Raw genomic sequence first — 12,582 nt, 5'->3', positions numbered from 1 at the left:
TCGCCGGTACGGTGAGGCGGCGGTCATTCCTTCCCGCGGCCGCGCCAGATGGTGGTGTCGATCTGGTCGGCCAGTTCGGGATAGTCGTCGGCGTTGAAGCGCGGCTCCCGGCCGGCGGCCTTCTGCGCGAAGTAGTCGCGCGTGAGCTTCACGACCAGTTTGGACAGCAGGACGATGGCGATCAGGTTGATCGTCGCCATCAGACCCATTGCAGCGTCGGCCGCATTGAACACCGTCGCGACCGCCTCCCACGCGCCCCACAGCACCATCGCCAGCACGCCGCAGCGCAGCACCGTGATGCCGGTCCGCCCGTCCAGGCCGAGGTAGGCCAGCGCGTTCTCCGCGTAGGAATAGTTGCCGATGATCGACGTGAAGGCGAAGAAGAAGATCGCGACGGCGATGAAGTAGCGCCCGAAGCTGCCGATCTGCGATTCGACCGCCGCCTGCGTCAGCACGATGCCGGTCAGCTCGCTCCCCGGGGTGAACACGCCCGAGAGCAGGATCACGACGGCCGTCGCGGTGCAGATCAAGAGGGTGTCGATGAACACGCCCAGTGCCTGCACGAAACCCTGCGACGACGGGTGGTGGGGTTGCGGCACGGCGACCGCGGCGATGTTGGGGGCCGAGCCCATGCCGGCCTCGTTCGAGAACAGGCCGCGCTTGATGCCGTTGAGCATCGCACCGAGGACGCCGCCGAAGGCCTGCTCGATGCCGAAGGCGCTCTTGAGTATCAGCGCGATGGCGGCCGGCACCTCGGAGAGGTTCATCGCCAGGATGACGAGCGCCATCAGCAGGTACAGCGCGGCCATGACGGGTATCACCAGCTCGGCCACGCGCGCGATCTTGCGGATGCCGCCGAAGATCACGATGCCGGCGAGCACCGCGACGCCCACGCCCACCCCCATCTTGGGCACGCCGAAGGCGCCCTCGATCGCCTCGGCGATGGAATTGGCCTGTACCGCGTTGAAGACCAGCCCGAAGGCGAGGATCAGACACAGCGAGAAGGCCACCGCCAGCCACGGCATCTTCAGCCCGCGGGCGATGTAGAAGGCCGGTCCGCCACGATACAGGCCGTGATCGCTGTGTCCGCGTACCTTGTACAGTTGCGCCAGCGTACTCTCGGCATAGGCCGTTGCCATGCCGACCAGCGCCACCATCCACATCCAGAAGATCGCACCCGGCCCGCCCAGCGCGATCGCCACCGCGACACCCGCGAGATTGCCGGTGCCCACGCGCGAGGCGAGGCTGGTGCATAGCGCCTGGAACGGGGTGATGCCGCCGGCGTCGTGTTCGCGCGAGCCGGTGATCGAGCGGATCATCTCCGGGAAGTGCCGGAACTGCAGGAAGCCCAGCCGCAGCGTGAAGAACACGCCCACCGCGAGCAGACCGTAGACGAGGACGTAGCCCCACAGGATGTCGTTGAGGAAGTCGATCACCAGGGTCATGTCGGCGCGCTCCGTCTGGTCTGCGGCGCAGGCCGCAGGGTGAGCCGCATGCGCCGCGCGCATGAGGGCTGGAGGGCGCGCCCGCGGCCCGCCCGGACATCGTTCGAACCGATGCTAGCGGAGCCCCGCCGGCGGCACAATCGTCGCAGCCGGCCTGGACATGCTCGTGTTAAGTTCGCGCCACTGCGACTCTTGCCGGTGGCGACCAGTTGATCCCATCCTCCCTCGCTCCACGCTGGCGCGCCGCGCTACGCTATCTCGGCTGGGCCGGCTCGCCGCTGGGCTGGCGCGTCGGGCGCGGGCGCTGCCCCAATTGCGGCGGGCGCGTGTTCGTGTCGCTGCGTCCCGATCCGTTCATGACGCGCTGTCTGCGCTGTCGTGCCAACGGCACCAATCTGAGCCTGATTCCGGTGATCCGCGAGCACATGGCGGGCACGCCGGTGCGTAAGGCGTGGGAGATGTCGACCTACGGCGCGACGCTGGATTTCCTGCGGCGCGAACTGCCCGACGTGGTCGCCAGCGAGTATTTCGAGGGCGTGGCCTCGGGCACGTTGGTCGACGGCGTGCGCTGCGAGGACGTACAGGCCACCTCGTTCGCCGACGCCTCGCTCGATCTGGTGACGTCGAACCAGGTCTTCGAGCATGTTCCCGACGATCTTGCCGGATATGCCGAATGCGCGCGCATCCTGCGCCCCGGAGGAGCGCTGGTATTCAGCGTGCCCTTGTACGACATCCCAGTAACGCGGCGCTTGGCGCGCATCGAGGACGGGCGGGTCATCGTGGATGGCGAAGCCGAGTATCACGACAGCCGCGCGAGTGGGCCGAAGTCGGTGCTGACCTTCTGGCGACACAGCGTGCACGACATCGCCGCGCGGGTGGCCGCGGCCGGATTCGACGTGGCCTTGCGCGAAGTACGGGTGGCCACTTCCCAGCGGCATCCGGCCTTCGTCGTGTACGCCATGCGGCGGGTCTAGTCGGCGAGCTTGAGCCGACCGGGATCAATCGGCGGCATCGGCAGGCCGATCATGATCGACCACTGCCGTAGCGGCAGCAGCGACATCTCGAAGAGGCGCTGCAGATCGGCCGGGCCGATGCCCAGGGTGGCGGCCCGGCGGCGCGCGATCGCGCGCAGCGTACCGTCGGTGTCGTCGGTGAACATGCGCTCGGCGAGCAGTCGTGCCAGATACAGGCTGTCGGCCAGCAGCGCCTGCGTGGAGCCGGCCGCGAAGCCGCCGCCCTCGGGATCGCGTTGCCAGTAAACGATGTCGGCCATCGAACTCGGCAGGGTCCAGTCGGTGAGCAGCACGGCCGCGAGTTCGTCGTGGTCGAAGCCGAAGGCCTCACGTTCGAGCGTTTCGATTTCGCTGCCGGACTGGCGCGCGAAGGCGAGAAGGCGGGCGTACTCTTCCGGTTCAGCGGTGGCGAAGGCGAGCCGGCCGATGCCGGCAAGCAGGCCCAGCGTAAAGCCCTCGTCGGCCGAGCGGTCCGCGAGGCGCGCGGCCAGCGCCTCGGCGAGCAAGGCGGTGTGCAAAGAGGCAATCCAGAAGCGGTGATAGTCGAAGCCTTCGCAGCGCATACGTTCGCATTGTGGAATCAGCGACAGCACCAATGCATGGATGCGGATCACGCAGGTGCCCAGGCGTTGCACCGCGACCTCGATGCTGAGCGTGCCGCGCATCGGACGATGACGGGCGGTGGTGGCCGCGCGCAGCACGAATGCCGTCAGCGCAGGGTCGCTGCGGATCACTTCGACGATCTCGCCCAGGCCGGCGGTGGGATCCTGCGCAAGTTCAATCAAACTCAGCGCCGTGCCCTGCGGGCTGGGCAGTTGACTCGCGCGCGCCAGAAAGCGACGGACAGAGCGCAAGACCTCGTGGCGTGGCCGGGTGATGGCGTCGGTGTTCATCGGTCTCATCCTCTCGCGGTTGTGGCTTCGCGCAGGAATACATCGTCATCATGCACCCGACATCGCCACATGACCAGCCCTGCACCTCGTGGCCCTGGCCGCGGCTTGGCGGGGCCCGCACATGGCGCTTTTTGACTCGCAGGCTGCGGCGTTGCATGCTTGGTCGACATTCCCCACCCACCGGACCCACAAGATGGCCGACCGCAACGAAGCCGCGCACCTGGTGCGCATCCGCAAGGCGCTCGACGGCGGTCATCCGCTGGTGCATGTGCGTGGCCAGGACGAGGCGCGCATCGAGGCCGTGCTGGCCGGCTTCGCCGCCGAGGCGGGGCGCTCGCTGGCCGTGTGGACGCTGACCCAGGGCCTGCGCACGGACGGCGCGACCGATGCGACGCTGGCCGACCCGCTCGCCGCCCTGCGCCACGTCATCGCGCAGGGCGACCGCTGCTTCGCCCTGTTCAAGGATCTGCCGCTGCTGCTCGCCGACCGCCCCGAGCTGGTGCGTGCGCTGCGCGACGCCTATCACACCCTGGCCGGGGGCGGCGGTTGCGTGTTCCTGTCCTGCGGAGAGCATGTCCTGCCGGCGACACTCGAGCGCGAGGTCTTCCTCGTCGACATCGGCGTGCCTTCGGAGGCCGAGATCCGCGCCGAAGTCGACGCCGCCGCGCCGGGCCTGGACGGCACACTGGCGGCGGCACTGGCCGCGGCGATGAAGGGCATGATGCTCAACGAGGTGCGTCATCTGATGCGCAGGCTGGCGGTCGAGGGGCGTCTGGACACCGACGCGGCGCTGGCCGAGGTGCGCGAGGAAAAGGCTGCGGTGCTGATGCGCGAGGCCTGCCTGCGCTACGTGCCGGAGACCGTCGACCTCGATCGCGTGGGCGGGCTGGAGAATCTCAAGCAGTGGGTCGAGGCACGCGCGCCCCTGTTCGCCGGCGGCGACGCCGAGCACCGGGTGCCGCTGCCGGCCGGCGTGCTGTTCATGGGCGTGAGCGGCTGCGGCAAGAGCATGGCGGCCAAGGTCATCGCCGGCGCCTGGCGACTGCCGCTGGTGCGTCTGGACATGAACCTGGTGCTCTCCGGCGCCTACGGCTCGCCCGAATACGCCTTCGACCACGCGTTGCGCGTGGCCGAGCAGATCGCGCCGCTGGTGCTGTGGATCGACGAGATGGAGAACAGCTTCGGCTACGACACGCAGCTGCGCGGCGGCGGTACCAACCCCAACATCTTCTCCAGCTTTCTCACCTGGATGCAGGAAAAGCCGCCGGGCGTGTTCGTCGTCGCCACCGCCAACCGCATCGAGAAGCTGCCCGCAGAGGTCATCCGCAAGGGCCGCTTCGACCAGCTGTTCTTCCTCGATCTGCCCACCGAGCGCGAGCGCATGCACATTCTCGACATCCACCTGCGCGCCAATGGCGCCGACCCGGCCGGCTTCAATCTCGCCGCCCTGGCGGCGATCACCAAGAGCTGGAGCGGCTCCGAGATCGAGCAGGGGGTGCGTGCCGGCGTCGTGCGCTCCTGGCAGGAGCATCGTGCGCTGACCGAGCGTGACGTGATGTGGGCGATGTCGCGCATGGTGCCGCTGTCGCGCACCATGTCCGAGCAGATCAAGGCTTTGCGCGCGTGGTCGATGGAGCGCGCCGTGTCGGCCTCGGCGCGCGAGCAGACACCATAAGCTTGGTCTGCGCCGCGAGTCGCCCCGCAACGGGGCGCAGCGCACCGCAATGATGCGCATGGAGAATCGCGCGCACCTGATGAGTGCGTCATGCCGCGATAGTGGCCCCCGATCGTGCGTCGTACGCCTGATTCTGCACGCATGCACCGGATTGGCACGCGAACTGCTTTGGTCTCCCCGATTTTGTGCAATCGGAGAATCCCATGGAGCAGTTCCAGACTTCCGCCGACGTGCTCTTCGTGCTGCTCGGCGCCATCATGGTGCTGGCGATGCATGCCGGCTTCGCTTTCCTCGAGGTGGGCACGGTACGCCGCAAGAACCAGGTCAATGCGCTGGTGAAGATCCTCGTCGATTTCAGCGTCTCGGCCGTGGCCTATTTCTTCGTCGGCTATGCCGTGGCCTACGGCATCGACTTCTTCGCCAGCGCCGAGGCACTGACCGACAAGAGCGGCTACGACCTGGTGAAGTTCTTCTTCCTGATGACCTTCGCCGCGGCGATTCCTGCCATCGTCTCCGGAGGCATCGCCGAGCGCGCGCGCTTCTACCCGCAGCTGGCGGCCACGGCGCTGCTGGTGGGGCTGGTCTATCCGTTCTTCGAGGGCATCGTGTGGAACGGCAACTTCGGCTTCCAGGACTGGCTGGAAGCCACCTTTGGCGCGAGCTTTCACGACTTCGCCGGGAGCATCGTGGTGCATGCCGTGGGCGGCTGGATCGCGCTGGCGGCGGTGCTGCTGCTGGGGGCGCGCAGCGGCCGCTACAGCAAGAGCGGCGGCATCGCGGCGCATCCGCCGTCGAGTATTCCCTTCCTCGCGCTGGGGGCGTGGATTCTCACCGTGGGCTGGTTCGGCTTCAACGTGATGAGTGCGCAGACGGTCGAGGGCATCAGCGGCCTGGTCGCAGTCAATTCCGTGATGGCGATGGTTGGCGGCACGCTCGCCGCGCTGGCGGCCGGGCGCAACGACCCGGGCTTCGTGCATAACGGCCCGCTGGCCGGGCTGGTGGCGATCTGCGCGGGGTCGGACATCGTGCACCCGATCGGCGCGCTGGCCATCGGACTGGTCGCCGGTGTGCTGTTCGTCCGGCTGTTCACGATCACGCAGAACCGCTGGAAGATCGACGACGTGCTCGGCGTGTGGCCGCTGCACGGCCTGTGTGGAGCCTGGGGTGGCATTGCTGCCGGCATCTTCGGCAGCACCGCGCTGGGTGGCCTGGGCGGCGTGAGCTTCATGTCGCAGCTCATTGGATCGCTTGCCGGTATCGTGTTCGCGTTCGTCGGCGGCCTGCTGGTGTACGGGGCCATCCGTGCCGTGGTCGGACTGCGTCTGGGGCAGGAGGACGAGTTCCGCGGTGCGGACCTGTCGATCCACAACATCTCCGCGACCCCGGAGCGCGAAGCGGGCTTCTGAGCAGACGGTGTAGGTATAGTGGGCTCTCTCATTGCTGGGCCTGCCTGATGCGTTTTCTGCCACCGCCCGTCGTCGCCCTGTTGGTCGGTCTGCTGATGTTTGCGGCCGACCGTGTTTTTCCGATCGCCCGTGTCGAGTGGTCGGCGATGATGCCGCTCGCGGGGGTTCTGGCGGCGGGTGCACTGGCGGTGATGGTCTTCGCCGTGATCGAGCTGACGCGCGTGCGCACCACGGTCAATCCGACACGGCCCGAGCGTACGACGACGCTGGTGACGCGCGGCGTGTTCGCCTTCTCGCGCAATCCGATCTATCTGGGTGACGTGCTGCTGCTCGCGGCGTGGGCGCTGTGGCTGGGCAGCTTCGCCGCCGCGCCATGGGTGTTGCTGTTCGTCGCGTGGATCGACCGTGTGCAGATTCCGGCCGAGGAAGCGGCGCTGCGTGTGCGCTTCGGTGACGCGTTCGAAGCCTATCGGCGCCGCGTGCGGCGGTGGATCTGATGCGTCTCAGGCGGTGGATGGCCGATCCGGCTCTTCATAGCAAGCCGGCGTGAAGCGCGGCGTGCACACGGCAAGGAACAGCAGTTCACCGTCGGTACCGGCGGTGATGCGTTGCAGCGTGTCGGGCGGGATCAACACCACGTCGCCGGGGCCGATCTCCTCGCACAAGCGGTCGCTGTCGCCGACCTCGACCCGTCCACGGCCAGACAGGATCACGTAGCGCTCGGTGACTCCGGCCAGCCGGTGCCAGCGCGTCGCCACGCCCGCCTCCACGCGAACGCGCGCGATCGACGCGGCGCCGTCTTCGCTGCGGTTCCACCACTCGGTGATGTGACAGCCCTCGCGGAAGAAATACTCGTCGCCCTCGTCGTGCGCGATCTGCGCATCCATCAGAAGCTCGAACCGGGCTGGGCGAGGAAGACCGCCTCTTCGGCGGTGGTCTCGCGCCCGAGGATGTGGTTGCGGTGCGGATAACGACCGAACAGGTCGATGATGGCCTTGTGGGCGTGGGCGAACTTGAGGTTGTCCTCGAGGCCGGGCTGGTCGAACAGGCGCACCGCGATCTGGTGGATCGCGCGTGACTCGCTGTGCATGTAGGGCATGTACAGGAAGGCGCGTTCGGCGCCGGTGAGACCTTCGTCGGCGCCGATGCGCACGGCCTCCTGCGCCAGTGCCAGCGCGATGCCGTCGGTGGCGAAGGCCTGCGGAGCGTCGCGGTGGATGTGCCGCGGGAACTGGTCGAGCACGATGATCTCGGCCAGGCGTCCGTGCGGGCTCTCGCGCCACTCGTACAGTTCGCAGCGGCTCGCGGCGAGCAGTGTGGCGCCGAAGCGTTCGTGGATGTGGCGGTCGATGTCCTCGTCCTTGCGCCACCAGTCCTTGGGCGTGAGGGTTTCGAACCAGTAGTGCAGGATATCGGTGGGGGCGGTCGTCTGGATGTACATGATAGGGTGACGCTCGAGTTGGAAGAATTTATGATCAGTTGCGCTAATACTCAAGGAGGTACCCATGGCCACCCGCGAAATCACCGCCGAGAACTTCAACGCCATCGTCGAGGCCGGTGGCATCGTGCTGCTCGATTTCTGGGCCGAGTGGTGTGCGCCTTGCCGCAGCTTCGCGCCGACCTTCGAGGCCGCCTCCGAAGCCCATCCGGACATCGTCTTCGGCAAGATCGACACCGAGGCGCAGCGCGAACTGGCCGGTGCCTTCGAGGTGCGTTCGATTCCGACGATCGCTGCCATCCGCGACGGCGTGATGGTCTTCCGCCAGTCCGGTGCGCTGCCCGCGAGCGCGCTCGAGCGCATCATCGCCGGTGTGCGTGAGCTCGACATGGAGAAGGTACGCGCGGAAGTGGAAGCGGACAAGCAGAGCGGTGCGTGATCGAGAATCCGCCCGCATGCCCGCTGTGCGCGGGCGTTGACGGCCGCCCGATCGCTTGCGACGGGCGGCTTTATTTTCGCTGCGCCGGGTGCGGGCTGGTCTTTCTCGATGCGTCGCTGCGTCCGTCACCGGATCGCGAGCGGGCAGAGTATGACCGCCACGAGAACGATCCGGCCGATCCGCGCTACCGCGCCTTCCTGTCGCGCAGCCTCGACGAGGTGCGCATGCGCGTGCCGCCGCCCGCCCATGGCCTGGATTTCGGCTGCGGGCCCGGTCCGGCCCTGGTCGCGATGGCGTGCGAAGCCGGTTACGCGATGGATGCCTACGATCCGTTCTACGCGCCGGACATGCGCGTGTTCGAACGTAGCTACGACTTCATTACGTGTACCGAAGTGGTCGAGCATTTGTTCGCACCCGGCGTTGAGCTGGACCGCCTGTGGTCCCTGCTCGCACCCGGTGGCGTGCTGGTCGTGCAGAGCGCCCGCGTGCTCGACGACGAGCGCTTTCGCAGCTGGCACTATCGCCGTGACCCGACGCATGTCGTATTCTTCGCCGACGAGACGTTCGGCTGGCTCGCGTTACGCTGGGGCGCGCGGCTTTGCTTGCCGCGGCGCGACGTGGCGGTGCTGCTCAAGCCGGACGCGCATGAACGTGTTCAGGGAGAGGACCGATGAAGATCGCATGCACGCTGTTCGCGTTCGCCGCGTTCGCCGCCAGTAGCGCCTGGGCGGACGCCACGCCGCAGCTCGAAGCGTCGAAGATCGAGGCGAAGGTGCTCACGCGCACCACGCAAAGCTGGGACGGCTCGGCGCTGCCGACCTATCCGCGCGCCCAGCCCGAGATCTCGATCATGCGCTATCGCATTCCGGCCGGGGCCGCGCTGCCCATGCACAAGCATCCGGTGATCAATGCCGGCGTGCTGCTCGCGGGCGAACTGACGGTGATTTCCGAGGACGGAGACACGCTGCACATGAAGGCCGGTGACACCATCGTCGAACTCGTCGACAAGTGGCATTACGGCCGCAACGAAGGCGATACCACGGCGGAGATCGTGGTGTTCTACGCGGGCATCGGCGGCCTGCCGGTGGTCGAGAAACAATAGACTGATCGGGTCCCGCGACGGATCAGGACAACAACGAGGAAGTGGAATCATGCAACGACGTGCGTTCATCGCGACGGCGGCCACTGCGGTCGCCGTCGCGCCGTTCATCACGCCTGCCGGTGCCGCCGCACCGCGCCCGGCGCCGGTGCTGCTGACCGTCAGTGGCGCCATCGCCAACGGCAATCGCGGACCGCGCGGCGCACTCGATCAACTCATGCACAAGCACGGCATCGAGTTCGAGCGCGCCCAGACCTTCGATTACGCTGCGCTGGCGACCCTGCCCACGGTGAGCATCGAACCCCAGGTGGAGTACGACGGGCAGCCGCATCGGCTGACCGGGCCGCTGCTCACCACGGTGCTCAAGGCCGCCGGTGTCGCGCTCCACGACGCCGAACTGATGCTGCGCGCGCTCGACGGTTACGGCGCCCGGCTGAATCTCGACGAGGCGCGCGAGCGGCGCTTCATCGTCGCCACGCATCTCGATGGCGCGCCGCTCGCGCTCGGCGGTGTCGGGCCGCTGTGGGCCGTCTACGATCCGGCGCGCGTCGCGGGCATGATGGAGCGGCCGCTCGCCGAACGCTTCGCCGACTGCCCCTGGGGGCTGTATCACATCGAGGTTGCGCCGGCCTGATGCGCTCGCGCCAGGACGCCGTCCGTCACGCGGCGTTCGGCCTGGGCTCGGGTATCACCGGTGCCTCGCGGATGGGCAGGTTCACCAGTGCGGCGGCCGCCGCCAGTGCCATGTCGGCGTACCACATCCACCTGAAGTCGCCGAACTCGGTCACGGCCAGCCCGCCCAGCCACGCGCCGAGAAAGCCGCCGATCTGGTGCGACAGCAGCGTCAGCCCGAACAGCGTGCCCATGTGGCGCACGCCGAAGAGCTTGCCGACGATGGCCGCGGTGGGCGGCACCGTAGCCAGCCAGGTAAAGCCCAGGCCGGCCGCGAACAGGTAGAAGGTCAGCGGGGTCTGCGGCGCCATCAGGTACAGCCCGATCAGCGCCGCGCGCGAACCGTACATCCACGCCAGCACGTACTTGCTGCGATAGCGCGACACGCAGGCGCCCGCATACAGGCTGCCGGCAATGTTGGCCAGACCGATGATGGCCAGCGACCAGCTCGCCACGTTGGGCGGCAGGCCGCACAGATCCACCTCGGTGGGCAGGTGGGTGACCAGGAAGGCGATGTGGAAACCGCAAGTGAAAAAGCCCAGGTGCAGCAGCAGATAGCTGCGGTCGCGCATCGCGCCCCCCAGTGCAGCCATCACGCCGTTGTCCGGGTGTGCCTCGGACGGCGCCTCGGGCCGGCGTGGCACGCGGGTGAGGCGTCGCACCAGCGGCAGCGCGGCCAGCGTCATCAGCGCCATCGCCCACAGCGAGCCCATCCAGCCGATGCTCTGGATGAGCTTCTGCAGCAGCGGCGCGAACACGAACTGTCCGAACGAGCCTCCGGCATTGATCACCCCCGAGGCGGTGCCGCGCGCGGCGGCCGGCATGCGCTGCGCGGCCGCGCCGATCAGTACCGAGAAACTGCCCGCGCCCGAACCGATGGCGGTGACCAGGCCCAGCGACAACACCAGCCCCCAGGTCGAATCCATGAACGGGGTGAGCGCCGCTCCGGCGGCCAGCAGCAGCAGCGAGGCGACCAGCACCGGCCCCGGCCCCCAGCGGTCGGCCGCCGCGCCCGCGAACGGCTGGATCGCCCCCCAGGTGAACTGCGCCACGGCCAGCGCCAGGCTGATGCTGGCGATGCCGAGCCCGGTGGTGGTGTTGAGCGGGCCGACGTACAGGCCCAGTGACTGGCGCGTGCCCATGGTCACCATCAGGATGCCGGCGGCAGCCAGCGTCACGGCGAGGATGTCGGGTCGGGCGATGGAGCGGAACATCGAAAGTCTCCGGACCGGGCGAAAACCCCATCGTCGCCGCAGCCGGCACGCGATGGCTGAAAATTCCTGTGGGCCGGGTGTGGCGGCTTCAGCCCAGCGTCACGCGCGCCTCGCCCGCGCCCATGCGGCCGATGACCCAGCCCTCGTTGCCCTGGGTCTCGCGGATCGCGGCCAGCACCGCATCCTCGGCTGCCGCCTCGCAGGCGATCAGCAGGCCGCCGCTGGTCTGCGGGTCGGTCACCAGCGTGCGCAGCCACGGCGGCGCGTCGGCCGGCAGCACGACGGACGCGCCGTAGCTCGCCCAGTTGCGGCCGGACGCGCCGGTGGCCACGCCGTCTTGCGCCAGCGCGAGGGCCGCGTCGATGAAGGGCAGGCGGTGCGCGTCGAGTTCGGCCGCAACGTTCGAGCCGCGGCACATCTCCAGCAGGTGGCCGGCCAGGCCGAAGCCGGTGACGTCGGTCATCGCGTGCACGCCGCCCATCTTCGCCAGATGCGTGCCGACGCGGTTGAGCGTGGTCGTCCAGCGCACCATCTCGGCGTAGTCGGCGTCCGACAGCCGTGCCTTCTTGAGCCCGGCCGAGAGCACGCCGATGCCCAGTGGTTTGGAGAGGATCAGCACGTCGCCGGCGCGCGCGCCGGCATTGGTCTTGACCTCCGCGGGGTCGACCAGGCCGAGCCCGATCAGCCCGTAGATGGGTTCGAGCACGTCGATCGAATGTCCGCCGGCGAGCGGAATGCCGGCGTCGCGACACACGGCGGCGCCGCCTTCGAGGATGCGTCCGATGACTTGCGGTGGCAGCTTGTCGATGGGCATGCCGAGCACCGCCAGCGCCATGATCGGCTGCGCGCCCATGGCGTAGACGTCGGACAGTGCATTGGTCGCAGCGATGCGCCCGAAGTCGAAGGGATCGTCGACGATGGGCGTGAAGAAATCGGTGGTCGCGACGATGGCCTGGCGCTCGTTGATGCGATACACGGCTGCGTCGTCTGCATGCTCGGTGCCGACCAGCAGTTCGGGTGGCACGATGCCGGGCGGGATGGCGCCGAGCATTTGCGTGAGCAGGGCCGGCGCGATCTTGCAGCCGCAACCGCCGCCATGGGAGAACTGGGTGAGTCGGATGTCGTCCATCGTGGGCTTCCGGAATGCGTGTTGCCCGCAGAGCGGGAGAAGCCGCGATGCTAGCGTGCCGGCGCGCCCGGCGCCAACTCGGTGCCGGCCGGGATGACTGCTTGTGCGTGCGTGGGCCGTGGCGCGGGTCGAACCGGTAGTCGGCCTACGCGGCTCCGG

Annotated in this window: 14 protein-coding genes; 8 read left to right on the top strand and 6 right to left on the bottom strand. The window is 68.3% G+C overall.

The annotated features are described in order from the left end of the window. Positions 1–23: 23 nt before the first annotated feature. Entirely contained in the window at positions 24–1,445 is a 1,422-nt protein-coding gene (locus tag C0099_RS14250) for an alanine/glycine:cation symporter family protein (protein WP_102248043.1), read from the bottom strand. A 209-nt stretch (positions 1,446–1,654) separates the two neighbouring features. Here C0099_RS14250 and C0099_RS14245 point away from each other — a divergent pair, with 209 nt between their 5' ends. Continuing rightward, on the top strand, positions 1,655–2,419 hold the full coding sequence (locus C0099_RS14245; RefSeq protein WP_123785277.1) for a class I SAM-dependent methyltransferase: 765 nt from the start codon (positions 1,655–1,657) through the stop codon (positions 2,417–2,419). Here C0099_RS14245 and C0099_RS14240 read toward each other — a convergent pair. Next, entirely contained in the window at positions 2,416–3,351 is a 936-nt protein-coding gene (locus tag C0099_RS14240; protein ID WP_164084946.1) for an HDOD domain-containing protein, read from the bottom strand. The two genes, C0099_RS14245 and C0099_RS14240, sit on opposite strands and share 4 nt — an antisense overlap. Positions 3,352–3,544: 193 nt before the next feature. On the opposite strand from C0099_RS14240, the gene C0099_RS14235 reads away from it, so the two are divergent. The 3 genes from C0099_RS14235 (at position 3,545) to C0099_RS14225 (ending at position 6,929) form a co-directional block, all read left to right on the top strand. Further along, entirely contained in the window at positions 3,545–5,026 is a 1,482-nt protein-coding gene (locus tag C0099_RS14235; protein WP_102248040.1) for an AAA family ATPase, read from the top strand. 203 nt (positions 5,027–5,229) lie between these two features. Then, on the top strand, positions 5,230–6,432 hold the full coding sequence (locus C0099_RS14230; protein WP_102248039.1) for an ammonium transporter: 1,203 nt from the start codon (positions 5,230–5,232) through the stop codon (positions 6,430–6,432). Positions 6,433–6,479: 47 nt separating this feature from the next. Beyond that, positions 6,480–6,929, top strand: a complete 450-nt coding sequence (locus tag C0099_RS14225) for a methyltransferase family protein (protein ID WP_102248038.1) — start codon at positions 6,480–6,482, stop codon at positions 6,927–6,929. Between the two features lie 6 nt (positions 6,930–6,935). On the opposite strand, the gene C0099_RS14220 is transcribed toward C0099_RS14225, so the two are convergent. Beyond that, a complete protein-coding gene (locus C0099_RS14220; RefSeq protein ID WP_102248037.1) occupies positions 6,936–7,319 on the bottom strand; it encodes a cupin domain-containing protein in 384 nt (127 codons plus the stop codon). After that, the gene (locus C0099_RS14215) at positions 7,319–7,873 is read right to left on the bottom strand and encodes a DUF924 family protein (protein ID WP_102248036.1); all 555 of its coding nucleotides are present in this window, start codon (positions 7,871–7,873) and stop codon (positions 7,319–7,321) included. The genes C0099_RS14220 and C0099_RS14215 overlap by 1 nt, the downstream gene beginning before the upstream one ends. A 64-nt stretch (positions 7,874–7,937) precedes the next feature. On the opposite strand from C0099_RS14215, the gene C0099_RS14210 reads away from it, so the two are divergent. The 4 genes from C0099_RS14210 to C0099_RS14195 are packed head-to-tail and all read left to right on the top strand — an operon-like array spanning position 7,938 to position 10,042. Then, positions 7,938–8,309: a thioredoxin family protein gene (locus C0099_RS14210; RefSeq protein ID WP_102248035.1), complete on the top strand. Its 372-nt coding sequence runs from the start codon at positions 7,938–7,940 to the stop codon at positions 8,307–8,309. Then, positions 8,306–8,983, top strand: coding sequence for a class I SAM-dependent methyltransferase (locus tag C0099_RS14205; RefSeq protein WP_228151603.1), 678 nt, complete (start codon positions 8,306–8,308; stop codon positions 8,981–8,983). The genes C0099_RS14210 and C0099_RS14205 overlap by 4 nt, the downstream gene beginning before the upstream one ends. Continuing rightward, entirely contained in the window at positions 8,980–9,411 is a 432-nt protein-coding gene (locus tag C0099_RS14200; RefSeq protein ID WP_102248034.1) for a cupin domain-containing protein, read from the top strand. Before C0099_RS14205 ends, C0099_RS14200 begins: the two co-directional genes overlap by 4 nt. 49 nt (positions 9,412–9,460) lie before the next feature. Continuing rightward, positions 9,461–10,042 (top strand): molybdopterin-dependent oxidoreductase, encoded by a 582-nt coding sequence (locus C0099_RS14195; protein WP_102248033.1) that lies wholly within the window; start codon positions 9,461–9,463, stop codon positions 10,040–10,042. Between the two features lie 25 nt (positions 10,043–10,067). On the opposite strand, the gene C0099_RS14190 is transcribed toward C0099_RS14195, so the two are convergent. Then, complete coding sequence (locus tag C0099_RS14190; protein ID WP_102248032.1) at positions 10,068–11,294, bottom strand: MFS transporter; 1,227 nt, start codon at positions 11,292–11,294, stop codon at positions 10,068–10,070. Positions 11,295–11,382: 88 nt separating this feature from the next. After that, positions 11,383–12,423 (bottom strand): selenide, water dikinase SelD, encoded by a 1,041-nt coding sequence (selD, locus tag C0099_RS14185; protein WP_102248031.1) that lies wholly within the window; start codon positions 12,421–12,423, stop codon positions 11,383–11,385. Positions 12,424–12,582 lie beyond the last annotated feature (159 nt).

This window comes from Pseudazoarcus pumilus (assembly GCF_002872475.1).
GTDB lineage: Bacteria > Pseudomonadota > Gammaproteobacteria > Burkholderiales > Rhodocyclaceae > Pseudazoarcus > Pseudazoarcus pumilus.
The sequence above is the reverse complement of the archived record's forward strand: the minus strand, read 5'-3'. Positions and strand labels throughout refer to the sequence as shown.

Bases quoted from the DNA above. Each gene is read 5' to 3' on its own strand.
- C0099_RS14250 (WP_102248043.1), bottom strand. From the start codon at position 1,445: ATGACCCTGGTGATCGACTTCCTCAACGACATCCTGTGGGGCTACGTC.
- C0099_RS14240 (WP_164084946.1), bottom strand. From the start codon at position 3,351: ATGAACACCGACGCCATCACCCGGCCACGCCACGAGGTCTTGCGCTCT.
- C0099_RS14235 (WP_102248040.1), top strand. From the start codon at position 3,545: ATGGCCGACCGCAACGAAGCCGCGCACCTGGTGCGCATCCGCAAGGCG.
- C0099_RS14230 (WP_102248039.1), top strand. From the start codon at position 5,230: ATGGAGCAGTTCCAGACTTCCGCCGACGTGCTCTTCGTGCTGCTCGGC.
- C0099_RS14225 (WP_102248038.1), top strand. From the start codon at position 6,480: ATGCGTTTTCTGCCACCGCCCGTCGTCGCCCTGTTGGTCGGTCTGCTG.
- C0099_RS14220 (WP_102248037.1), bottom strand. From the start codon at position 7,319: ATGGATGCGCAGATCGCGCACGACGAGGGCGACGAGTATTTCTTCCGC.
- C0099_RS14215 (WP_102248036.1), bottom strand. From the start codon at position 7,873: ATGTACATCCAGACGACCGCCCCCACCGATATCCTGCACTACTGGTTC.
- C0099_RS14210 (WP_102248035.1), top strand. From the start codon at position 7,938: ATGGCCACCCGCGAAATCACCGCCGAGAACTTCAACGCCATCGTCGAG.
- C0099_RS14200 (WP_102248034.1), top strand. From the start codon at position 8,980: ATGAAGATCGCATGCACGCTGTTCGCGTTCGCCGCGTTCGCCGCCAGT.
- C0099_RS14195 (WP_102248033.1), top strand. From the start codon at position 9,461: ATGCAACGACGTGCGTTCATCGCGACGGCGGCCACTGCGGTCGCCGTC.
- C0099_RS14190 (WP_102248032.1), bottom strand. From the start codon at position 11,294: ATGTTCCGCTCCATCGCCCGACCCGACATCCTCGCCGTGACGCTGGCT.
- selD (WP_102248031.1), bottom strand. From the start codon at position 12,423: ATGGACGACATCCGACTCACCCAGTTCTCCCATGGCGGCGGTTGCGGC.